20 protein-coding genes and 7 tRNA genes are annotated in these 21,238 nt (G+C 56.1%); 14 read left to right on the top strand and 13 right to left on the bottom strand.

Going from position 1 to position 21,238, the window contains the following annotated elements; genetic code table 11:
• Positions 1-30: 30 nt before the first annotated feature.
• Positions 31-639: a copper resistance CopC family protein gene (locus tag CKV99_RS04680; RefSeq protein WP_092255074.1), complete on the bottom strand. Its 609-nt coding sequence runs from the start codon at positions 637-639 to the stop codon at positions 31-33.
• Positions 640-927: 288 nt separating this feature from the next.
• Positions 928-1,002 (bottom strand) — tRNA-Val (locus CKV99_RS04675).
• 281 nt (positions 1,003-1,283) lie between these two features.
• Here CKV99_RS04675 and CKV99_RS04670 point away from each other — a divergent pair.
• The 6 genes from CKV99_RS04670 (at position 1,284) to CKV99_RS04645 (ending at position 1,947) form a co-directional block, all read left to right on the top strand.
• Positions 1,284-1,359, top strand: a tRNA-Gly gene (locus tag CKV99_RS04670).
• Between the two features lie 38 nt (positions 1,360-1,397).
• Positions 1,398-1,469, top strand: a tRNA-Val gene (locus tag CKV99_RS04665).
• 49 nt (positions 1,470-1,518) lie between these two features.
• A tRNA-Gly gene (locus CKV99_RS04660) sits at positions 1,519-1,594 on the top strand.
• Positions 1,595-1,627: 33 nt separating this feature from the next.
• Positions 1,628-1,701: transfer RNA gene (locus CKV99_RS04655), tRNA-Cys, on the top strand.
• A 6-nt stretch (positions 1,702-1,707) separates the two neighbouring features.
• Positions 1,708-1,779, top strand: a tRNA-Val gene (locus CKV99_RS04650).
• A 92-nt stretch (positions 1,780-1,871) separates the two neighbouring features.
• A tRNA-Gly gene (locus CKV99_RS04645) sits at positions 1,872-1,947 on the top strand.
• A 44-nt stretch (positions 1,948-1,991) separates the two neighbouring features.
• On the opposite strand, the gene CKV99_RS04640 is transcribed toward CKV99_RS04645, so the two are convergent.
• Entirely contained in the window at positions 1,992-2,975 is a 984-nt protein-coding gene (locus CKV99_RS04640) for an asparagine synthase-related protein (RefSeq protein WP_092255071.1), read from the bottom strand.
• Positions 2,976-3,131: 156 nt separating this feature from the next.
• On the opposite strand from CKV99_RS04640, the gene CKV99_RS04635 reads away from it, so the two are divergent.
• The 3 genes from CKV99_RS04635 to msrB are packed head-to-tail and all read left to right on the top strand — an operon-like array spanning position 3,132 to position 5,498.
• Positions 3,132-3,860 (top strand): pyrimidine reductase family protein, encoded by a 729-nt coding sequence (locus CKV99_RS04635; RefSeq protein ID WP_092255067.1) that lies wholly within the window; start codon positions 3,132-3,134, stop codon positions 3,858-3,860.
• Between the two features lie 5 nt (positions 3,861-3,865).
• On the top strand, positions 3,866-5,098 hold the full coding sequence (locus CKV99_RS04630) for a glycosyltransferase family 87 protein (protein WP_092255693.1): 1,233 nt from the start codon (positions 3,866-3,868) through the stop codon (positions 5,096-5,098).
• Positions 5,091-5,498 (top strand): peptide-methionine (R)-S-oxide reductase MsrB, encoded by a 408-nt coding sequence (gene msrB, locus CKV99_RS04625; protein ID WP_092255064.1) that lies wholly within the window; start codon positions 5,091-5,093, stop codon positions 5,496-5,498. Before CKV99_RS04630 ends, msrB begins: the two co-directional genes overlap by 8 nt.
• A gap of 37 nt (positions 5,499-5,535) precedes the next feature.
• Here msrB and hemQ read toward each other — a convergent pair whose 3' ends face one another.
• Positions 5,536-6,204: a hydrogen peroxide-dependent heme synthase gene (hemQ, locus tag CKV99_RS04620; RefSeq protein ID WP_092255690.1), complete on the bottom strand. Its 669-nt coding sequence runs from the start codon at positions 6,202-6,204 to the stop codon at positions 5,536-5,538.
• A gap of 208 nt (positions 6,205-6,412) precedes the next feature.
• Between hemQ and CKV99_RS04615 the strand changes: the two genes are divergently transcribed.
• Both CKV99_RS04615 and CKV99_RS04610 read left to right on the top strand, forming a co-directional pair.
• Positions 6,413-7,015 (top strand): DUF3000 domain-containing protein, encoded by a 603-nt coding sequence (locus tag CKV99_RS04615; protein WP_092255687.1) that lies wholly within the window; start codon positions 6,413-6,415, stop codon positions 7,013-7,015.
• A gap of 1 nt (position 7,016) precedes the next feature.
• Positions 7,017-8,189 carry an HRDC domain-containing protein gene (locus CKV99_RS04610; protein WP_092255061.1) on the top strand — a complete coding sequence of 391 codons (1,173 nt, stop codon included), beginning with the start codon at positions 7,017-7,019 and terminating at the stop codon, positions 8,187-8,189.
• On the opposite strand, the gene dxs is transcribed toward CKV99_RS04610, so the two are convergent.
• The 4 genes from dxs to dut all read right to left on the bottom strand — a co-directional run bounded on the left by dxs (position 8,190) and on the right by dut (position 12,867).
• On the bottom strand, positions 8,190-10,109 hold the full coding sequence (dxs, locus tag CKV99_RS04605) for a 1-deoxy-D-xylulose-5-phosphate synthase (RefSeq protein ID WP_092255058.1): 1,920 nt from the start codon (positions 10,107-10,109) through the stop codon (positions 8,190-8,192).
• 93 nt (positions 10,110-10,202) lie between these two features.
• On the bottom strand, positions 10,203-11,465 hold the full coding sequence (locus CKV99_RS04600; RefSeq protein ID WP_092255056.1) for a class I SAM-dependent RNA methyltransferase: 1,263 nt from the start codon (positions 11,463-11,465) through the stop codon (positions 10,203-10,205).
• Entirely contained in the window at positions 11,465-12,310 is an 846-nt protein-coding gene (locus CKV99_RS04595) for a DUF3710 domain-containing protein (protein WP_092255053.1), read from the bottom strand. The genes CKV99_RS04600 and CKV99_RS04595 overlap by 1 nt, the downstream gene beginning before the upstream one ends.
• A 104-nt stretch (positions 12,311-12,414) precedes the next feature.
• Positions 12,415-12,867 carry a dUTP diphosphatase gene (gene dut / locus CKV99_RS04590; RefSeq protein ID WP_373370131.1) on the bottom strand — a complete coding sequence of 151 codons (453 nt, stop codon included), beginning with the start codon at positions 12,865-12,867 and terminating at the stop codon, positions 12,415-12,417.
• An 81-nt stretch (positions 12,868-12,948) separates the two neighbouring features.
• Between dut and CKV99_RS04585 the strand changes: the two genes are divergently transcribed.
• The gene (locus CKV99_RS04585) at positions 12,949-13,479 is read left to right on the top strand and encodes a DUF3093 domain-containing protein (RefSeq protein WP_092255047.1); all 531 of its coding nucleotides are present in this window, start codon (positions 12,949-12,951) and stop codon (positions 13,477-13,479) included.
• 77 nt (positions 13,480-13,556) lie between these two features.
• On the opposite strand, the gene CKV99_RS04580 is transcribed toward CKV99_RS04585, so the two are convergent.
• Both CKV99_RS04580 and CKV99_RS04575 read right to left on the bottom strand, forming a co-directional pair.
• Positions 13,557-13,850 carry a DUF4193 domain-containing protein gene (locus CKV99_RS04580; RefSeq protein WP_092255044.1) on the bottom strand — a complete coding sequence of 98 codons (294 nt, stop codon included), beginning with the start codon at positions 13,848-13,850 and terminating at the stop codon, positions 13,557-13,559.
• Between the two features lie 116 nt (positions 13,851-13,966).
• Complete coding sequence (locus tag CKV99_RS04575; RefSeq protein WP_092255041.1) at positions 13,967-14,836, bottom strand: inositol monophosphatase family protein; 870 nt, start codon at positions 14,834-14,836, stop codon at positions 13,967-13,969.
• Between the two features lie 50 nt (positions 14,837-14,886).
• Between CKV99_RS04575 and ppgK the strand changes: the two genes are divergently transcribed.
• Both ppgK and CKV99_RS04565 read left to right on the top strand, forming a co-directional pair.
• Complete coding sequence (gene ppgK / locus CKV99_RS04570) at positions 14,887-15,645, top strand: polyphosphate--glucose phosphotransferase (RefSeq protein WP_092255038.1); 759 nt, start codon at positions 14,887-14,889, stop codon at positions 15,643-15,645.
• Positions 15,646-15,893: 248 nt separating this feature from the next.
• Positions 15,894-17,306, top strand: coding sequence for an RNA polymerase sigma factor (locus CKV99_RS04565; protein WP_092255684.1), 1,413 nt, complete (start codon positions 15,894-15,896; stop codon positions 17,304-17,306).
• Between the two features lie 128 nt (positions 17,307-17,434).
• Here CKV99_RS04565 and CKV99_RS04560 read toward each other — a convergent pair whose 3' ends face one another.
• From CKV99_RS04560 to CKV99_RS04550, 3 genes are all read right to left on the bottom strand, one after another.
• Positions 17,435-18,793, bottom strand: a complete 1,359-nt coding sequence (locus tag CKV99_RS04560; protein WP_092255036.1) for a DUF418 domain-containing protein — start codon at positions 18,791-18,793, stop codon at positions 17,435-17,437.
• A gap of 2 nt (positions 18,794-18,795) precedes the next feature.
• Positions 18,796-19,320: a DUF4190 domain-containing protein gene (locus CKV99_RS04555; protein ID WP_092255033.1), complete on the bottom strand. Its 525-nt coding sequence runs from the start codon at positions 19,318-19,320 to the stop codon at positions 18,796-18,798.
• Positions 19,321-19,481: 161 nt separating this feature from the next.
• On the bottom strand, positions 19,482-21,233 hold the full coding sequence (locus CKV99_RS04550; protein ID WP_092255030.1) for a DEAD/DEAH box helicase: 1,752 nt from the start codon (positions 21,231-21,233) through the stop codon (positions 19,482-19,484).
• Between the last annotated feature and the right edge of the window lie 5 nt (positions 21,234-21,238).

Here is a 21,238-nt window from a genome sequence, read left to right as displayed (position 1 = left end):
TCTCTCCTTGTATTTTGGGTTGGTAGGAACTTAACGACGTTTACCAGCCGCAGCGATTATCGCTCCAGCACTGAGGACAACAGCAAGCCCCGCTCCCACGATTAAGCCCCAGGGAAAGGACGAGTCTGTCTCGACAGTGTCCGGTGCAGACGCTTCCGGCTTGCTCGGAGCCGAGCTGTCAGCATTATCTTCCTGCTGGCTCGACTCACCTGCCACCGTGAAGGTGGTCATACCTCTGGTGGCATGCCCATCGGACGAGGTAATCTGGAATCCAACACGGTATTCGCCCGGACCAGGATCAACATCAGGGGGCACGTCGAGCGAGACTAGACGCGCATTTACTGTTGGTTCTCCGGAAAACAACACTTCTTTGGTCTTGGCATCAGAGACCGCGAAAGTATTGAAATCATCCTTGACATATCCCGAGAATTCCAAAGTGATCGTGTCCGGAAATTCAGCGACAACTTCTTCATTGCTCGGACTTCCACCAATCACGGAATCGTGCGCTGCAGCGAGAGGGCTAGCAAACGCAGCCGCCGCTAAGAACAGCCCAGCGGTTGCGACAGCGACGGTATGGCGGATGGAACGCAACAAAAAGTCTCCTAGTATTCCAGTATTTCTTCTTTGACCTTCAACCATACGGATGATGGAACCAAATCTCGAGGTACAGCTAGCAGTAGATAATTCTCTACCGAATGGCTGGTAAATATTCGACGCTAGCACCCAAGTGGGTCCGACTGCGTCAAGTAAGTTGTCGGTAGAACCGGGAGAAAAGTTCCCGGATACACCGCGTTAACCTGCAATTAACCCCGAAAGGGGTCAATCAAGGCTCCTTAAGTACCGAAACGATCTTAACCCAAAAAGCAACACGGTTTGACCACCAAGAAGCACAAACACCCGCCAGCAACAATGCTGGCGGGTGCAGTATGGTGGTCCTAGCTGGGATCGAACCAGCGACCTTTCCGGTGTGAACGGAACGCTCTTCCACTGAGCCATAGGACCAACGGCCCCTTCGGACGTAAACAAACATTAGTCCGAAGCTCCATCAAGTACCTAATCAGCAGGCCACCGGAGCCCTCCGTCTTGCGGTACACACTAAATCGACGGTCTCTGAGCGAACCACATTACTGTCATTTGACTATTAACCTCCACCGTGGCAGAGCAACTTTTAGATACTCGATGACCAGTCGATTTGTGTATCAGCTGCCCGTCAAGCTAAAGTTTTGATTCGCACCGCGTCATTGCGTGGCCTCAGCCACAATCGGCTATTATCTGCGGTGCAAGCGGATGTAGCGCAGTTGGTAGCGCATCACCTTGCCAAGGTGAGGGTCGCGAGTTCGAGTCTCGTCATCCGCTCCAGGATTCCATTACAGGATCCTGCCAAGACAATGGAATTAGCGCGATTAGCTCAGCGGTAGAGCACTACCTCGACACGGTAGGGGTCACTGGTTCAATCCCAGTATCGCGCACGCAGTTTTCAGGTTGACGGCTTTCGGGCTGTGAGCCTGCGAACAGCCCGCGGATGTAGCGCAGTTGGTAGCGCATCACCTTGCCAAGGTGAGGGTCGCGAGTTCGAGTCTCGTCATCCGCTCCAGGTACTTTTCGGGTACTTTGGGGGTTAAACCATGGTGGATTGGTCGAGTGGTTAGGCAACGGTCTGCAAAACCGTGTACACGGGTTCGATTCCCGTATCCACCTCCATCCCTCGCGCGATTAGCTCAGCGGTAGAGCACTACCTCGACACGGTAGGGGTCACTGGTTCAATCCCAGTATCGCGCACGCAGTTTTCAGGTTGATGGCTTTCGGGCTGTGAGCCTGCGAACAGTGTTTTCAGGTTGACGGCTTTCGGGCTGTGAGCCTGCGAACAGCCCGCGGATGTAGCGCAGTTGGTAGCGCATCACCTTGCCAAGGTGAGGGTCGCGAGTTCGAGTCTCGTCATCCGCTCCAATCACAGCCCGGCCACCTTTTTGGGGGGCCGGGCTGTCCCTCGTTTAGTCACCATTTTCCAGGGAACCTAGCCACAGCCGCGACACAGTAAAGTCGAGCGGTTCAACTAAAGGATCTGAGTAGGTCCTGGCCCCAAACTTCTCATTCATTTCCTGGCGCGCGAGGCGGACGATTCCATTAAGGCCTCCGGATGATACCTGCATTGGATTCTTATCCAATGCCACGACGCTTTCAGCAAGACCCGCTTTAACAACCATGCGCCGGAAGAGATCTTTATCGCGTGAAAGATTCTCTCCTCGCACAACCTGGGGATGGAGACGCTGGGCAAGGCGCACTGCGGCCTCTGTTTGCCACACCTGAATGTGGCGATCCGGATCATTTAAGAGCCGCTCGTAAAAGTCAGGAATGAAGCGTTTCCTCGTAAAATTCGACTCGATCTTAGCCCTCACCCGCTTATCCCATTGCGCGACTACCTCGCTCATATCGTTGAATCCAGTTGTCTCAAAATCAGCGCCGCCCAGGAAAAGCGCATCAGCACCTCCCCCAGAGATAATTGGTCCATTGGCGTTGCTCTGCTGAGCCGCTTGGTTGATTGCTACGAGGACGACACCCGCAAGAACTTCCCATGGCTCACTGGTGCCAAGTTTCCGGACAGTCTCGGCCAACAACTTTTCTAGCTGGGAGGAATCAGGCTCTACGATCTGATGTTCCAAGCCTAGTTGTCGCGCTACTGCAGCTGCCGTTTCCGCTTCCTTCGCGGCATTATCGTCGCCCTCTTGGCTAAATGTGAGAGCCAATGAGTCCGGACGCAAGCGAGCTACAACTGTGGCGATCAAAATGGAATCAATTCCGCCCGACAGCATCAACGTCGCCCGCTCTGGCCACCTATCGAATACCGCAGTCAGCCGTCCCTCTAAATAATCAGTGACCAACAAGGTCGCTTCACGGTAGTTTGAAACGTCGTATGCCCCAGTGCCAATCTTTAGGTCATCTGCTACGTACTCGCAGCCTGCATCGGTATGTTTCATTGATGCTTCTCCGCCTTATATAGAGTTTTTCCACGTTGTGCATCCTTGATCTTTCCAAAACCTGTGAAACGGACGGAGCTTATCTTCGATCTCCTTCGATTTCCTTTGGTGTGAGAGTTCATTTCTTCAGGATATCCCGTGTGTAGACTGCGCCACATGGAACGAATTGTGAGCGAGCTTGTTGGCCCTTTGGCTGCGCCTGCGGTGCGAGAGCTCAGAGCGATTGCTGTAACAACGATCAGTGGTACTGCCTCTATTAATGGGCTATCCAAAGCACTTGGAAACGACACCGACTCCCAGCTCCTCAATGCTTTAAGAGTGTGGTCGGACGTACTCCTCGTCGGACTAAACACAGTACGCTCCGAAAATTACTTTGGGATACAGGTTAACGAGCAGGAAAAAACTGCGCGTCGAAGCAATGGGCAGCAGGAAGTCCCACCGGTTGCAGTAGTTTCACGCTCACTGGATTTCGACACCACGGCACAACTGTTTTGGAACACCGAAATAGCTCCCCTGATCCTTACGCCGGCGGGCACGCTTAACGACGCAGCCCTCGCAGACAGACGTGCGGCTTTAGAGGCAGCTGGCGCAACGCTTGTGGATACAGGTGCGGGCACTGCGCATGAGATTGTTGGGGCTTTGCACGCCCGTGGTTACTCCCGCGTCATATGTGAAGGCGGCCCCGGTATTTACTCGATGTTGTTCAACGCGGACCTAGTGGATGTGTTCCACCTGACTGTGGACCCGCAGGTGCATGGGCCCGTCGAAAAGCATCTTCTTTCTTTCCGTCCAGATGGCACCCCGTTTTCCCACCGCATGACACTGGAAGATGCGCACGTAACCGACGATTCAGTGTTGTTCTTAAGGTATCGCCGGGTACGGTGAAAGGCGTGTCTGTAAAACGTCTCGAAAACAAGTGGGTGGCGCACGCTCCCTTAAGCGAAACGGCTGCCCCACGCAGGGCTAATGCGATTGGAAACGCTGTCGCTTGGCCCCTAGCGATTCTGCTGGTGATTCATCGCGTCTTCGTGTTGGCACGCACCGGCAGTATCACGGATGACTTCACCACCGTGCAGACCGCCGCTCGGCGTTTCATCGAGCGCGTGCCGGTGTACAACGAGATTTACCATCACGTGAATCCGCACTACCTGTACAACCCTGGTGCCACCCTACTGCTATCGCCACTGGGGTTCACCGCCGATACCGCTGCCATCCGGCCTTGGTTCATTGGGGCCAACGCGATGGCGATCATCTTGGCGCTGCTGATCATGACGTACCTGGTAGGTCACACCTGGCGTTCATGGCTTGTCCCTGCCTCAATCGCTGCGGCTTTCGCCACTGAGTCGGTCACCAACACCCTAGTGTTTTCCAATATCAACGGCATTTTATTACTAGCGCTTGTCGGGTTTTTCTGGTTGTTTCTCAACCGCAGATCGTGGCTGGCGGGCATCGTGTTGGGGCTGGCGATCGTCGTTAAGCCCATGTTCCTCCCCCTCCTGTTTCTCCCCCTGGCGAAATTGAATTGGAAGGCGCTCGACGCGGGTGTTGCGGTACCGGTGCTGCTTAATGTGCTCGCCTGGCCACTGACCCCTGGTGCCAGCGATTACGTGGACAAGCTTGTCCCCTACCTCGGTGAAACCCGCGATTACGCTAATTCTTCTTTAGCGGGGTTTGCCGTGTATTTTGGCATGCCGGGGTGGATGGAATCTGTGCTCTGGCTCATCCTCGCCGCTGCCGTCGCCATAGCTGTGCTAGGGCTGCTGCGCTTCCGCTTTACTGATCCGCTGCTGTGGGCCACTACCACTGCTGCGGTTTTACTAGTTGGGGTATTTCTCCTTTCATCGCTGGGCCAGGCGTATTACTCAATGATGATCTTTCCAGCAATGTTCACCGTGGTGCAGCGCGTGAGTTTCTTCCACAACCCCATGGCCTGGGTCGGCGCGGTGTTGTGCTTGGTGCCACTGGATTGGTATTCACCCCACTTCACCCTGACTGGGCGCTGGTTAACTACCTATCTGCCTACCGTGGGGTGGGCGATTCTGATTCTTGCGGCAGCCACATGGGTAGTGTTGGTGTCACGAACCCAGATACCAGAACGGAAGGACATGCACTCCCATGACTAATTATCTTGATTGGTCCGACCAGCAGTGGCGCGACAAGCTTAATGAGAGGGAGTATTTCGTCCTGCGCGAGGCAGGCACCGAACCGCCAGGAGTTGGCGAGTACACCGATACCACAGCAGAAGGCGTCTACTACTGCCGTGGATGTGGTGAAGAAATTTTCCGCTCCAACACCAAGTTCGATGCACGGTGCGGCTGGCCTGCGTTTTACCAGCCGTCCGACAGTGACAAGGTGATCGAGCGGAAAGACACCACTCACGGGATGGTCCGCACCGAGGTGTTGTGCGCGAATTGCCATTCTCACTTAGGACACGTTTTTGAAGGTGAGGGCTTCCCCACCCCAACGGATCTGCGCTACTGCATCAACTCTATTTCGATGACTTTCGAGCCACAGTCCGGCTAACACTCAACCTTTTAGCTCCCCAACACATCCTGCCTGTCTACGGCAGCAGGGTGACAATCTCTGCGACGTCTGTGACGCGACGCCCGGAGAAGAACGGGATCTCCTCGCGAACATGAAGACGCGCCTCTGTGTAGCGCATCTTGTACATCAAGTCGACGATGCGGTCCAGGGTTGGTGCTTCGAAAGCGAGCAACCACTCGTAATCGCCCAGTGCAAAGGCCGGAACCGTGTTCGCTCGCACGTCGGCGAAGTCCCGCGCTGCCTGGCCGTGCTCGACGAGGATCTTGCGACGCTTCTGGGCATCCATGATGTACCAATCGTAGGAACGCACGAATGGGTAGACCGTGATCCAATCACCCGGCTCCTCATCCATGATGAAGCTTGGCAGGTGAGACTTGTTGAACTCCGCTGGACGGTGGAGACCGTTGCCGATCCAGAATGGTTCGAGTGCGCGTCCTAATTCGGTGTCGCGGCGGAAACGGTTGTAGGCATCTTGGAGGGTGGAAAATTCTTCGGCATGCCACCAGATCATGACATCTGCCTCTGCACGAGTACCGGTGATGTCGTAGATGCCACGCACGATCAAGTCACCTTCGTTTTCCAGAGTGTCGAAAAAAGCCTTCGCTTCATCGATCACGCCCTGGCGGTCGTCGCCAAGCGCTCCCGGCAGAGCGCGCAGGGTGATCCACTGCGTGTAGCGCTGCATGCTGTTGAGCTTCTGAAAATCAAGTTTTGCCACGGACAAGTTCCTTTCAAGCGGCGGTATTCAAACGAAAGTATTATCCACCCTAGCAGGCCTCGGATTGCAATCAACGGCGCGCCTCCACAAAAACGCCCAGGCCCTCATTACGTTGAATATCGTGACCAATTCCGACTCGAATCCCCAGTCCCCTGCAGCTCACACCGACCTCGGCGTGCACGCAGGCACGCAATCGAGTGGCGATACTTCCACGATTCCGAGCGAATTCTCAGCTGCTGTGGAATCAATGCACGACGTCAATCTGCGCCCCGAGATCACCCTCGGAACCATTCGCCCTCCCCAGCGCCCAGCGCCCTACAGCCACGCGATTGGTCTTGAGGTGTCCAAGGGCTCCGACGATGCCGCTCTCGCACCGGATTCAAATGGCGACGCTTTTGGTCGCCTTATTCTGCTGCACTCTGCCGAAGCCGAAGAGGCCTGGGAAGGCTCCATGCGCCTTGTCGCCTATATTCAGGCTGACATGGATGATGCTGTAGCCAGCGATCCCTTGTTGCCTGATGTGGCGTGGCAATGGCTCAACGAATCGTTGGCGGAAGCTGGCGCCGGTTTCACTAACCTCGGCGGTACCGTTACCTCCACAGCTAGTGTGCGCTTCGGAGAGATCGGTGGCCCGCCACGCGCCTACCAACTGGAAATGCGTGCGTCGTGGACTGCCGATGGCATTGATTTATCCTCACATGTTGAGGCTTTTTCGCACGTTCTAGCGCTCGTAGCTGGCCTTCCACCGGTTGGAGTCACTGAAATTCCCGGCAGATAGCATGGCTGCGCAATACGAACTCGTTGATACGGCCGAGGGGTTTTCCCGAGCGGCATCCGTTTTAGCGCGGGGCCGTGGCCCCTTTGCAATAGACACCGAACGCGCGTCATCGTTTCGCTATGATGACCGCGCTTTTCTTGTCCAGATTTACCGGCGCGACGCAGGCACTTTCCTATTCGCCCCAGAGGGACTGCGGGACGAGTTTTCCGCCGCGGTAGGCCCCGTAGTCACCGGACAGTCATGGATTCTGCATGCGGCCAGTGAGGACCTTCCTAGCCTTGGGTGGTTGAAATTGTTGCCAGGTGAGCTTTTCGATACAGAACTAGCGGGCCGATTAGCTGGCTTTAGCAAGCCAAATCTTGCCGCCATGGTGCAGGAGTTTTGCGGTGTGGAGCTGGCCAAGGGCCACGGCCGCGAAGACTGGTCACGTACACCGCTGCCTGAGGACTGGTTAGAGTACGCCGCCCTCGATGTGGCCTATCTCAATCTCCTAGCTGAAGCACAAGCCGAATTACTGGACGCACAAGGAAAGCTCGAGTGGCTCGAAGCTGAATGCGAACACCTCGTGTCCACGCATGCCGACGATAGCATCCCGACGCCACGGTCATGGCGGGATACCAAAGGTATCGGCAAGTTGCGCACTGCGCGAAGCCTGCATATCGCTCGAACTATCTGGGAACACCGGGAACGACAAGCCCGAGAAACGGACACCGCTCCCGGGGCTCTGCTGCCCAACAGGGCGCTTGTTGAGCTCGCGCAGACGGTGCCGTCGACTCGCCGTGACGCTGTCCGAACCCGCGGGGTCCGTCGCGTTTTTGATCCGTGGCCGGCCCTCGTGGATGCCTACCATGCGTCTCCTGCTTCGTATCCGGATCCACGCTGCTATACAGGTGAGACCCCCGGAAAGACGTTGTGGCAGCGTGAGGCGCCCACGTCGTACGCGCATTTACAAGCCATCCGTCAGAACATCGCAGAGCGTGCTGACGAGATCACCATCCACGCGTCCGACATGCTGGCTCCAGCACTTCTTCGCACTGTGGTCTGGGAAGCAACAACTGAGTCGGGTGTGTGGAGTACCCACCGCATCGCTGTAGCTCTCCAAAGACGTGGTGCACGAATGTGGCAGATTGCGTTGACTGCACCGCTGATCGCCGCGCAGCTCAATAGTGACTAGTTAGTCCCGCTCGGAGAGAAAACCAACCCAACCACGGATCGCCTCACGCGCTGAGTCTGCATCGAGGCCGTATTCCTCCAGCACCTCACGGCGCGATGCATGCTTTGGGAACACAGAGGGGAACCCAAGATGGCGCACTGGAGTATCCACCTGAGCTGCATCCAACGCTTCGGAGACCGCAGAGCCGACGCCCCCGCGAATAATGCCGTCCTCGTACACCACAACCAGATCAGCATCCGTGGCAAGATCAACAATCTGAGGGCTTATGGGGATGACCCAACGGGGGTCTACCACGGTCACGGCCGCACCGTCATCGGCGAGCTTCTGCGCAACTGACACGGCGGGCCCACTGAACGCGCCGACCGCAACTAGCAAGACTCGAGGCGTGTTATCGTCGGCGCCAGCAGGTTCATAAAGCACATCGACATTGGAATCGATGCGTCGAACCGCTTCGATATCGGTGCCTACATCTCCTTTAGCAAAGCGCACGACGGTAGGACCAGTTTCACATTCAATGGCCTCATTAAATAGCTCTGCCAGGCGTGTTGCATCGCGTGGTGCTGCAATACGAATTCCCGGAACGATCGAAGCAATCGCCATGTCCCACACCCCGTTATGCGAGGCACCATCTGAACCAGTCACGCCCGCACGGTCAAGCACGAATGTGACTGGCAAGCGAAGCAGTCCGACATCCATGAGTAACTGGTCAAAGGCTCGGTTGAGGAACGTCGAATACAACGCCACAACTGGGTGGTAGCCGCCCAGGGCCAAGCCCGCTGCAGAAGTCACCGCATGTTGCTCTGCAATACCGACATCAAAAAAGCGTGCAGGAAATTTCTCGGCAAATGGGGTCAAGCCTGTTGGTCCTGCCATAGCCGCTGTCAACGCCACGATATCGTCGCGTTTTTGACCAGCTTTCACCAGCTCCTGGGAAAACACGGATGTCCAGCCTGGGTGAGACTGCTTCATTGGTTCACCTGTTACCGGGTCTATCACACCGGTGGAGTGCATCTGCTCCGCAATGTCATTGACTGCTGGGGCAAAGCCGTGGCCTTTTTCAGTGACCACATGCACGATCACCGGGCCTGTGTATGTCGAGGCGTAGTGAAGTGCTTGTGAGAGCGCCTCGATGTCGTGGCCTTCCACCGGGCCGACATATTTCATATCTAGCTCAGGGAACATCTCGGTGGGAAGCACCTGGTACTTCACGCCTTCTTTCAGGGCGTGAAGTGCATCAAAGGTACGCTCCCCCACCCACCCCATGGATTTCAGGGTTTTTTTGCCGTGCTCCATGACTTCGTCGTAGCCGGGCTGAATGCGCAAATTGGCGAGCTGGGCGCGTAACCCTTCCAGGGTATTGGCGAATCCGCCGATCGTGGCTGAGTACGAGCGCCCATTATCGTTTACCACCACCACAACATTGCGATCACCGGCAGCAATATTATTCAAGGCCTCCCAGCACATGCCACCGGTCAGGGCACCATCCCCAACTACGGCTACCACGTTTCGGTGGCCCTGGCCGGAAAGCTCAAACGCTTTGGCCATTCCATCGGCATAAGACAGTGCGGCTGAGGCGTGGGAGGATTCTGTCCAGTCATGTTCGGATTCTGCCCGATCGGTGTAGCCGGACAGTCCGCCTTTTTGCCGCAAAGTGTCAAACTGGTTTGCACGTCCGGTGAGGATCTTGTGCACATAGGACTGGTGGGAGGTATCGAAGATGATCGGCTCACTCGGCGAGGAGAATTCGCGGTGCAAAGCGATTGTCAGTTCCACCACACCTAGGTTGGGGCCTAGGTGGCCACCAGTTGCCGATACTTTTTCAATGAGAAACTGACGGATCTCGTCGGCAAGCGTTTCCAGCTCGGCCCCGGACAGCGCCTTGACATCTGCCGGCGACGAGATTCCGCTCAAGATACTCATCTGTGCTCCGACTCTCCTTTGCTTACCCGTTCACTTTCGTTGATACGTTCGAGCGTCATCTTACACGTGGGATTACCCCCGAAACGAATGGCGCTACGTGCCGTGGGCGGGTTCCAACAGTGCCAACGCTTCAAAGTGGTGCGTGCCCGGAAAAGCATCCGCCGATGCATAGCGTTTCACCCGGTAGCGATTTTCGCCCCACGCCGCCAAGTCGCGCGCGAATGTCGCCGGATCGCACCCTATGTGTATAACACGTTCGGGCCGCTTCGCAGCGATCGCCGCGACAACGTGGGCTCCCGCACCTGTTCGCGGTGGGTCAAGCACGACGAGGCCCGGATCAGGAAGCTTATCGACGACCGACTCGACCTTCCCCTTGACGGATTTCACTTCGAAATTCCATAATCCGTCTTGGCTCGCGGCGTTGGCAGCAGGTGAGTAGTCCACGGAATAAACGGTCGCATCATGGCCAAGTGTCTCCGCAATAGACGGCACGAAAGCTCCAACACCACCGTAGAGGTCCCACCCCACCGCTCGCGTGTAGTCCCCTACCGCCCACTGGCGGATCACCATGTCGTACAAAGCAGGCGCATCCTTGTGCGCCTGCCAGAACGCGGTGGCAGGAAAGGTGAACGTGTAATCGCCGATAATCTCAGTGACAGTGCCAGTACCGGCAACAACTTTCTCGATTGTCTCAACTCGCCGACCACGGGGCACCCGTTGTGTTTCCACCACATGGACCTCACCGAGTCCGTCACGGACAGCAACGACCTCAGCTCCTGGGGTAAAGCGGTGCTTTCTCAGCTCGCCATAAATTTCGGGGAGCACCTGCGCGCACCGGACCGTGACGATGTCGTTGGATTTAGCTTTACGCACACCTGCCTGGCCCTGGGCATTCACACCGAAGCGGACACGTGTTCGCCACGGTTCAGGCTGTCCACGTTCGTCATCCACGTCGCCGTCCAGGGGGTATACGGCCGTGTTGGTCTGTTCCTGTTCAAACTCATCCATCACACCAGAACGGCCGGCTAGCGCCTCGATCTGACCCTGCAGGATCTGGTGTTTGGCCATCCACGCTTCAGGCACCCAAAAATAAGACAGATCGCAACATCCCGCGCCCGCTCTAAATGCATCACAATACGGCTCCACGCGGTGCTCTGATGCAGCAATAACAGTGTCCAGAGTGGCTCGTGCCCACCGCTTTTTCGCCTTGGTCACCGTGGCGATAACAGTTTCGTCCGGAAGTGCTCCTGCCACGAAAATGACGCGACCGTCGTCGGCACGCGCAATCGCCTCTCCCCCATGTGCCATCCCCGTAGTGCGCAGCGTGAGCGTATCCCCGGCTGATAACGGCTCCACTACTGCTGGTTTCCGTTCTGCTGTTGATTGTTAGCCAAACGCTGCATGTCCTCGTGCGTCTGGCCTTGCTGCGCCATCTGTTGCTGTGCGCGCTGCTGAACGGCCTGCTGAACTTGTTCCGCAAGCTGCTGCGGCAAAATGACGGGCAACGAGTTACCAGCCAGGATCGGATCATTGCCACGGTAAACAAAAGTTCGGGCAGCCATCTCACGCGCCAAAGACGCAAGTTGCTCTTCCTTTCCTGCCGGGGCGGCGCACGTCATGCGCAGCATCCACCGCGGACCGTCTACGCCGAAGATTCGGATTACACCATTGGTTCCGGTGCCCACAACTTCGCGGCCCCATGGCCCCATCTCCAATGTCACCGGCATCCCCTGCCCGCGCATGCCGTCAGCGATTTCATCGACCGACTGGTCCCACTGTCCACCGGAACTAGGCGCTGCAAATGCTACCGGGGTAATCCTGCCGTGATGGGTGACAATGTGCAGCATGCGTGGCGATTGATCACCCATCTCCACTTGCACCTGGGATTCCTGTGGCAGAGGAATACGCATGGACCCCAGGTTCAAGATCGATACGCCGAAGTCGGAGAAGTCAAAATCATTGATCTCCACTGAATCCCCGTCGAAGGGGCCCACATCCCCGCTGACAGGATCATGCTCCACGACTCCGGTGGCACCGCTCGCGAGTGGCAATTCAGTGTCCGCTGACTCCCCAGATACCTCTGCTTGCACAGATTCAGCAGGCTCAACCGACTCCGGCCCTCCCGATTGCCACTCTTGTCCCTGCTGTTCCTCATGTTCCTGCTGGTGTTTACTGTTCTTCCCAAACGGCCACAGTGCCATAATCGGAATCCTTCCTGCCGTAAAGACGTCGTCTTGAGTGAGCTAACTCGATGTGTTGGACTCGAGTGTATTGCAATCGCTCGCGGGTGTCGTCGATAAGCGTGCTAGCGCGTCCCGGTCGAGCCGTGCCCGCCCTCGCCACGATCTGTTGAGTCGAGCTCCTCGACTTCTGTGAAGTCGCACAGCTCAACCTTTTGAATAACGAGCTGGGCGATCCGCATCCCGCGCGAAATTTCGATCGGCACCTCTGGGTCGAGGTTAATCAGGTTTACCTTGATCTCTCCGCGGTAATCAGCGTCAATGGTGCCAGGGGCGTTCACAATAGACATCCCCTGCTTCGCAGCTAAGCCTGAACGTGGATGAACCAAGCCCACCGTGCCGAGCGGTAACGCTAACGCAACACCGGTACCCACTAGGCTGCGCTGCAGCGGGGCCAGCGTCACGTCTTCAGCCGCATACAAATCGACGCCGGCATCGCCACGATGAGCGCGCCGTGGTAGTGGTAGATCTTTATCCAGTCGTTTCAGCGGAATCGGTCCGACACCTGAATCATTGATACTCACGTTCACTACCCTACGGGAGGCGGCAAGCGAGTGCGGGAATGGGACTTTAGTCCAAGGCTCATTAGAGTATAAGGCGTGACTGAATCAACAAGTTCTCAAGGCTCACCACGCACTCTCTACAGGGAGCGACAGTGGGTCCCCTGGTATTGGTGGATCCTGCTCGCAGCGTTTTCCGCCCTGGTTGGTTTTCAATTTGGCTTAAACCGCGCACCAATGTGGACCTGGGTGTGGCTTTTTGGCACCTTCATTGTTGGCGCATGGGTGCTGGTGTGGATGTCACGTACCACTATCACGGTGGAAGCGGACCCAGATGGAACCAGGTGGCTTCTGGTGAACCAAGCTAACTTGCCCTCTACCGTTGTGGATCGCTCGATGGTCGTCCCAGAGTCCGCGAAGCGGAACGCGCTGGGCCGCCAGCTCGACCCGGCGGCATTTGTTGTGTCGCACGGCTGGGTCAAAGGTCTCACACTCATTGTGTTGGACGACCCTGAAGACCCCACCCCCTACTGGCTGATCTCCAGTAAAAATCCACAGGCGCTGCTTGAAGCCTTCGCGCCGCAGACGGTTGCTCAGCAACAGTCCCGTGGTGGTGTGGCAAAAGCATAAACCACCCAGAGTTTCTTCCCGGGTGGCTTTTTGTTGCGCGCCGCTGCGGCCTACTCGCAGTGGTGCTACTGGCAGTTCTACTCGCAGTCGAGGCAGATCTTAGAGCCGTCAGCTTCTTCGTAAGCGAGGCGATTATTCTTCTGCACCAAGAAGCACGACGAGCAGGTGAACTCGTCGTCCTTGCGTGGCACAACAGTTACGTTCAGTTCCTCTCCGGAGAGGTCCGCCTGAGGTATTTCGAAGGAATCGACGATTTCGCCCTCATCATCCATGCTGCTGCCAGCCACCTCCGCAGCTTTGAGCCCTTCAAGAGAATCGGTCTCCAGCTCATCATCGAGACGGCGACGCGGTGCGTCATAATCAGTCGCCATGTTTTGCGCCTTTCATGATCTTCAGTTCGTTAGATTGCATTGAAGCAATGGCAATCTATGTATGTAACTTTCGAACGGATACTAGATCATGGTGAGCGATCTGTCACCTCCGCCACTCACTTGGGTAGATTCTTTCTGCCCCCACCTGATTCAAGCAGCTGGTAGAACGAATCTGTTATCCCAGGTGCAGTGGCAATTACCACCTCTCCATCGTCGCCAGAACTGCGCAGCGCAGGTACTTCAACGTGCGCCCCCGCCTCTCGCGCGATGACAGCCCCGGCGGCAAAATCCCACGGATGGAGGCCGTGTTCGTAGTACGCATCGATGCGACCGCTAGCAAGATGGCAAAAATCAAGCGCTGCGGCACCCATCCTCCGAATGTCGCGCACGTGAGGCAATACCTTAGTTAAAACTTCAGCCTGCGCAGCTCGCCGGCCAGACGTATACCCGAATCCTGTAGCGACCATGGCTTGACGCGTATCGACGACATCGTTGACACGCAGCTCCGCGGTGGTGCCCTCGCTAGTCCGAAAAGCACCCTCGCCGCTAGCTGCGTAGTACAACTCCTGAGTTGCCACATTCAAGACTGCGCCGGCTATTAGCTCGCCTTGCAGAGCAACGCCGATGGACACTGCATACACTGGAATGTCATAAAGAAAATTCACTGTCCCATCGATCGGGTCAACAATCCATTCCACACCAGTCGCAGATTCTTTGCTGGAACCCTCTTCACCGATGAATCCGTCGTCTGGACGGGCGCGTGAAATCCGGTCGACGATATACGTTTCGCTAGCCTGGTCAACAATGGTGACGGGATCCACCGCTGAAGACTTCAACGTCGTTGCTGCGCGCAAACCCGCGGCGGAGCGATCGCCAGCAAGCTCAGCTCTGCGTGATCGGACTAGGTCTCCTGCTTCGCGGGCGATAGAGATGGCAAGGTCGCGGAGTTCGGACGGGGCAGGTGTAGGAACAGAGGTGTTGGACATAGGTTCCATTGTGCCTGACCTTTTAGTGCTTCGTTTTGTACTATGGCCCCATGAGCAAAAACAAGCATGGCTTTGGCGTTGATATTGGTGGTTCGGGCATCAAGGGAGCTGTCGTCGATTTGTACGCAGGTGAATTTGTCGGTGACCGCCTGAAGATTAAAACGCCAAAACCCGCGACACCGGAGGCGATTGCTAATTGCGTCGCGGAGATTGTTAAGCAAAAAGACTGGGACGGTCCCGTTGGAATCTGTATGCCGTCGGTTATTCGTCAACAAACGGCACTCTCAGCAGCTAACATTGATAAGTCATGGATCGGCACTAATGCACGTGAGCTATTTTCCGGCCGCCTTGACGGCCGCGAAGTGACAGTCCTTAACGACGCTGACGCGGCGGGCCTTGCGGAAATCCAGCACGGTCTACCCGAAGCCCGCGACGGGGCTGTTATTTTCCTCACCATTGGCACCGGAATCGGTTCCGCATTCTTTATTGATGGTCAACTTTTTCCTAACACGGAAATTGGGCACATGCAGGTAGGCAAGAAAGAGGCAGAACATCAAGCATCTTCCGCGGTGAAAGATGATGAAGGGCTGAGCTTTAAGAAGTGGTCTCAGCGAATCGACACCGTGCTTCACGAATACGAGAAGTTATTCAACCCATCACTATTTGTTGTCGGCGGCGGTATCTCGCGTGATCATGCCAAGTGGATTCCGCGATTGACTGTAGAAACGCCGGTCAAGCCCGCGCAACTGCTCAACACTGCTGGTATTGTGGGCGCGGCTATGGCAATGGACGGTAACATCTGTCCGTAGACTGGCCAGGTACTACTGCGCACCGGCACAAGATCTCCTTTTGGGGTTGCTTGGTGCGATACCTCGAAAATAATCCATATACTGTACAGTTAAACAAGTACAATCCGCAAGAGTTGGTACACTTCTCAACATTTGGGTGTTCCACTAATTAGGATGGGAATCCACTTTGAGTTTCCCTCGCGGGGGTGAGATGCAATTGCGTCGCCCTAGCGCGAAAGACGGCACGATCACAAGGCGAAAGGGTGTACGTGGCAGCTAGCGAATCTTCCACCAAGGCAACCGCACAGGACGGAGATACTACCGTCGGCGGTGTCTCTGGCGACGGTACCCAAACCCAGGCAGCGCCAACCGCAGCGAAAGAGACCGTGAAGAAAACGGCAAAAAAGACCGTGAAGAAAACGGCGAAGAAGTCGGCTAAAAAAACCGCAAAGAAGGCAGCCAAGAAGAAGTCGACTAAGAAAACCACGAAAAAGACGACTGCTAAGAAAGCGACCGCGAAGCATGAGTCGGCTGAGAACACTGCGGATGAGAACGAAATTCTTGAAGACGCAGCTCCTGGAGACGAGGATGAAGCGGACTTCGATCCTGTGCTAGCCGACGATGACGATGAGTACGCAGAAGACGGCGCTGACGAGGAAGAAGAGGAAGTCGATAGTTCCTCTGTATGGGACGTCGAGGAATCTGCTGCTTTGCGCCAAGCGCGTAAAGACGCCCAGTTAACTGCCTCTGCTGACTCTGTCCGCGCCTACCTCAAGCAGATCGGTAAGGTTGCGCTTCTCGATGCTGAGCAGGAGGTGTCGCTGGCGAAGCGCATTGAGGCCGGCCTGTATGCCCAGCATCGCCTCGATGAGATGGCGCGCGCAGCCGAAGAAGGTGATAAGGATGCCAAACTGACTCCTGCCGTAAAGCGAGACTTGCGTGCAGTGGCTCGAGATGGTCGCAAGGCAAAGAATCACTTGCTCGAAGCGAACTTGCGCCTCGTGGTATCACTGGCGAAGCGTTACACAGGTCGCGGTATGGCCTTTTTGGATTTAATCCAAGAAGGCAACTTGGGTCTTATTCGCGCGGTGGAGAAGTTCGACTACTCCAAGGGCTACAAGTTCTCTACCTATGCAACGTGGTGGATCCGCCAGGCGATTACCCGTGCCATGGCTGACCAGGCCCGCACTATCCGTATCCCAGTGCACATGGTTGAGGTCATCAACAAGCTGGGCCGTATCCAACGCGAGTTGCTGCAGGATCTGGGCCGTGAGCCCACCCCGCAGGAACTAGCAAAGGAAATGGACATCTCTGAGGAGAAGGTCCTCGAGATCCAGCAGTATGCGCGTGAGCCGATTTCCCTAGACCAGACAATCGGTGATGAGGGCGATTCCCAGCTGGGCGACTTCATCGAAGACTCCGAGGCTGTCGTTGCTGTTGACGCGGTATCGTTTACTTTGCTGCAGGATCAGCTTCAGGATGTGCTTCACACTCTGTCCGAACGTGAAGCCGGAGTTGTCCGCCTACGTTTCGGCTTGACTGACGGCATGCCACGCACTCTCGACGAGATCGGCCAGGTGTACGGCGTGACTCGTGAACGTATCCGCCAGATCGAGTCGAAGACGATGTCGAAACTGCGCCACCCGTCACGTTCGCAGGTTTTGCGCGACTACTTGGACTAGGTTCACTTAACGACGAAAAACCCGCCGTGCCCCCACTACTTGATCAGGAGGTACGGCGGGTTTCTTTAATCCCTGACGCAAAGTGTCGCAGGCCTCGCCACGACAATGAATTGAAGAAGGGTTGGCGGTTAGCTCTTCTCCTGGGGACTCTGCGGGTGTTGGGGGTTGTAGGGGTGGCGGACAGGATGGGTCGGCCACGCACTTGAGTGGGTGTGCCCAAGTGGCAGTACTTGCATCTGTTGTGGTGGAATCCACCGTTGGTGAAGACCATCTCTGCCGTAGGACAAGCGGCGGTGCAACCACTCGAATGGACCTGGCAAACCAGCAGCCTCCAATACCGATGCCAGCACTAGAGTGATCACCCACGTTCCTAGACCTACAATTGCCAGCCAGAACGCGCCTGCATCGACGAAGAGGCCCAAGGTGAACTGTGGCATAAGAATGAACAGGATGATTGATTGCACGAGGTAACCACTCATTGATCGTTTACCAAGGGCCACTGGTGCTCGCAGGAGTGCGGGGACAGTTCCGGTCTGCTCGTATCGTCGTTGCGCACCCCTTAAGACCAGGGCTGTGAAAGACACAATGCCGGGTCCGGTGAGATAACCGAAGGTCTGATTCAGAAGGCTCAATCTCCCGGCCCACTGGGGGTTGAGAACACCGATTTCCGCCAAGCCCCATGGTAACCCGATGAAAAGGATGATCACACCTGCCGTGATAGTCCAAGCCCACAAGGTTTTCTGGTGCTTGTCTGGCTCGTGAAGCACTCCCGATCGCGCGAAGATAAATCCAATGATGATCACTGGGAACAGACTGAAACCCGCGCCAATCGTCAGCGGGATATGCATGGCTGCTGATATCACACCAAGACCGAGCCAACCCAGGTACGTGTCAGGATTGGGCTCTACCGTTGTGAACTTTGTATCTAGGTCTTCTACGAAGAACGTGCCGATGAACGTTGATGCCATACCGAGAGTGCCCAACCAATAGAGGATGCCGGCGACCCATGCGAGCCCTTTGTTGGAAAAACCAATCATTAAGGTAAGCACGATGCCCATCAGCCCGTACATCATCATGATGTCGCCGTAGAAGAGAAAGACAGCATGGACCACTCCGAACAGGGCAAGGAAACCATACCGCCGAATGAGAACCTTCCAAGCTTCGCTTCGTGGGAAACCTCGGCGAGCCAAGCTCATGGAGATGAGTCCTATTCCAAAGCCCAAGAGTGTTGAGAACATGGGGAGACCGCGCACGTGAACGAACATCGCCCCAAATACCATCGTCATTTTGTCGAGTGCGAGCTGTATTCCCTCGGCCTCAGGTTGGACGCCACCCAGCTTAGTGCCATCGTCGATAAGTTCGAAGCTCACCCATGCGGTAGGGATGTTCGCCATTGCGATGCCCAGCAAAGCTAAACCACGGGCTACATCTGGAGAAAGAAGTCTTGCAGATTGTGTCCCGCTGCGTTGCAGTTTCTTTTCAACCATCGTTAACGAAGGAGGTTGGCAGTTTCTTCTTCGATGCACTGCTGATATGCCACATCGTCGTGGATATATGGCTGGCAGGCTTCGAACACTCCCCTGTCAGCAAACCACTTCAGCCCGAAGAAGCTCATCGCGAAAATGGCGAATGTGGCCAGAATAGATAGGACTCCCAGCACGATGCCCGTGATCGCCATGCCCTTGCGCCGATTCGGGCCCACCATTTTCCCTGCACGACGAAGGCCGAGGATACCGAGCACCACAGCGATGATGCCGAGGATCAAGCCGATACCGAACACCGCGCCGATTATCGTCAGTGTTAGTACGAAATCGATGATGCCCAGGATCATCGCCCACAAAGCCAGGTTGTTATTTTCTTCGTATTCACCGGGGTATGCTCCGCCGGGGTAATCACCGGTCGCATCTGAGGTCTGCCCAAAAGAAGGGTACGCATCCTGGTCGCTACCAACACGGTCGCTGTCGGCTGAGTACTCTCCATCGAAAGGGTTGTGCGGGTTCGATCGATCCGTCACTGTTCGGGGTGTCCTTCCTGGTTTGCGAACAAATAATATGGACCAAGCTTACGTTTGGCTTTAATCAGGCGCAATGGTCCCACCCCTACTTATCTTCTTGTAACCGCACCGTTATGCAGATGTGTGAACTACTCTACGGACGCTGTCCCTACTTACCAGACTTACCAGTTTCGGAGATATGCGATACGGTCTCTCAGTTGTTCAGCGGTGCACAGTGCCGTAGGTGGTCCACCACAGGCTTTCCGCACCTCAGTGTGGATTGCGCCATGGGGGCGTCCAGTCTTCCCGGCGCGAATGGAAACCAAGGTGTTTAGTTCTTTGCGCAGGGCGGGAATCTCGTCGGAAGCGATGCCGCTGGATTCGGGCTTTTTGTTCCTCTTGGGCGATACCCCCAGGATCTCTTCTCGCTCGCGTTGGGCGCGCTCCTCGGCTTTGCGGGCACGTTCTTGTGCTTCCTGCGCATCAAGCTGGTCCGCCTGCCTTTTGCGCAGTAATGTTTTGACTTGCTCGGCGTTGAGAAGCCCGGGTAGACCTAAATACTCGCGTTCCTCTGCGGAGCCTGCCAAGGTCCGTGTGCCGAATGTGGAGCCGTCGAAGATCAGTGAGTCAAGTTCGGCAGAAGCTCCGATCGATTCGTACGTTCCCAGCTCGTCTGGCTCGTCCTGTTGTTGGTTGGCGACAGCTAGGAGATCATCGTCCCAGCCCAGCTTTTCGCGGTCAGGTTTTCCGAGGACATGGTCGCGCGACACCTCCATCTCTTCGGCAAGCTTCAGAAGTACTGGTACAGAGGGAAGAAATACTGAGGCGGACTCGCCCGGCATTCGGGACCGCACGAATCGTCCGATAGCTTGTGCGAAGAACAAGGGGGTTGCAGACGAGGTGGCGTACACGCCTACCGCGAGACGGGGAACGTCTACGCCTTCAGACACCATTCGGACGGCTACCATCCATTCGTCTTGGCTGGCCGAGAATTCGTCGATGCGGTCGGAGGAGCCAGGATCATCTGACAAAATCACAGATACTGGGGTTGAGGAGATTTCTTCGAGCAGCTTCGCGTACGCACGCGCGGTGGTGGTGTCGGTGGCGAGAACGAGGCCGCCGGCATCGGGCATGTTGGTGCGAATCTTCATCAACCGGGTGTGGGCGGCTTTGAGCACTGACGCGATCCAGTCACCCTTTGGGTCCAGCGCTGTTTTCCAGGCTCGTGCGGTCTGTTCTGCGTTGAGTGGTTCTCCGAGGCGGGCGGAATACTCCTCGCCTGCTGAGTCGCGCCATTGTGCCTCACCTGAATATGCGAGGAAGACGACGGGGCGAACTACTCCGTCTTTCAGGGCTTCTGCGTAACCGTAGGTGTAATCGGCCCGCGATACCTGGTGGCCTTCACCGTCTTCTTCGTACTGCACGAAAGGAATGGCTGCATCATCGGAGCGGAATGGTGTTCCTGTTAACGACAGACGGTGTTCGGCATCGTTGTATGCCTCGTAGACTCCGTCTCCCCAGCTTTTGGCGTCGCCGGCGTGGTGGATCTCGTCCATGATGACAAGCGTTTTTCGGGCGGCGGTTACTGCATGGTGCTTAAACGGGTGCATCCCTACTTGGGCGTAAGTGACGACAATTCCGTCGTACGCAGGGTTGACCGCTGACGAGTTGGTGAAGTTCGGGTCTAAAGCTAAACCGAATCGCTTCGCCGCATCGCTCCATTGGTATTTGAGGTGTTCGGTAGGCACAACAACGATGACGCGTTGGACCGTTTTGTCGGTTACAAGTGTGGACGCCAAAGTAAGAGCGAAAGTGGTCTTACCGGCGCCCGGTGTTGCAACGGCAAGGAAGTCTTTCGGTTTGGTGCTTAAGAATTTATCAAGGGCCTCCTGCTGCCAGACGCGCAGCGAAGGCCCTGAGGGTGACTGTGTCACAGGCG

The organism is Corynebacterium cystitidis (assembly GCF_900187295.1).
Taxonomy (GTDB): Bacteria; Actinomycetota; Actinomycetes; order Mycobacteriales; family Mycobacteriaceae; genus Corynebacterium; species Corynebacterium cystitidis.
The sequence above is the reverse complement of the archived record's forward strand: the minus strand, read 5'-3'. Positions and strand labels throughout refer to the sequence as shown.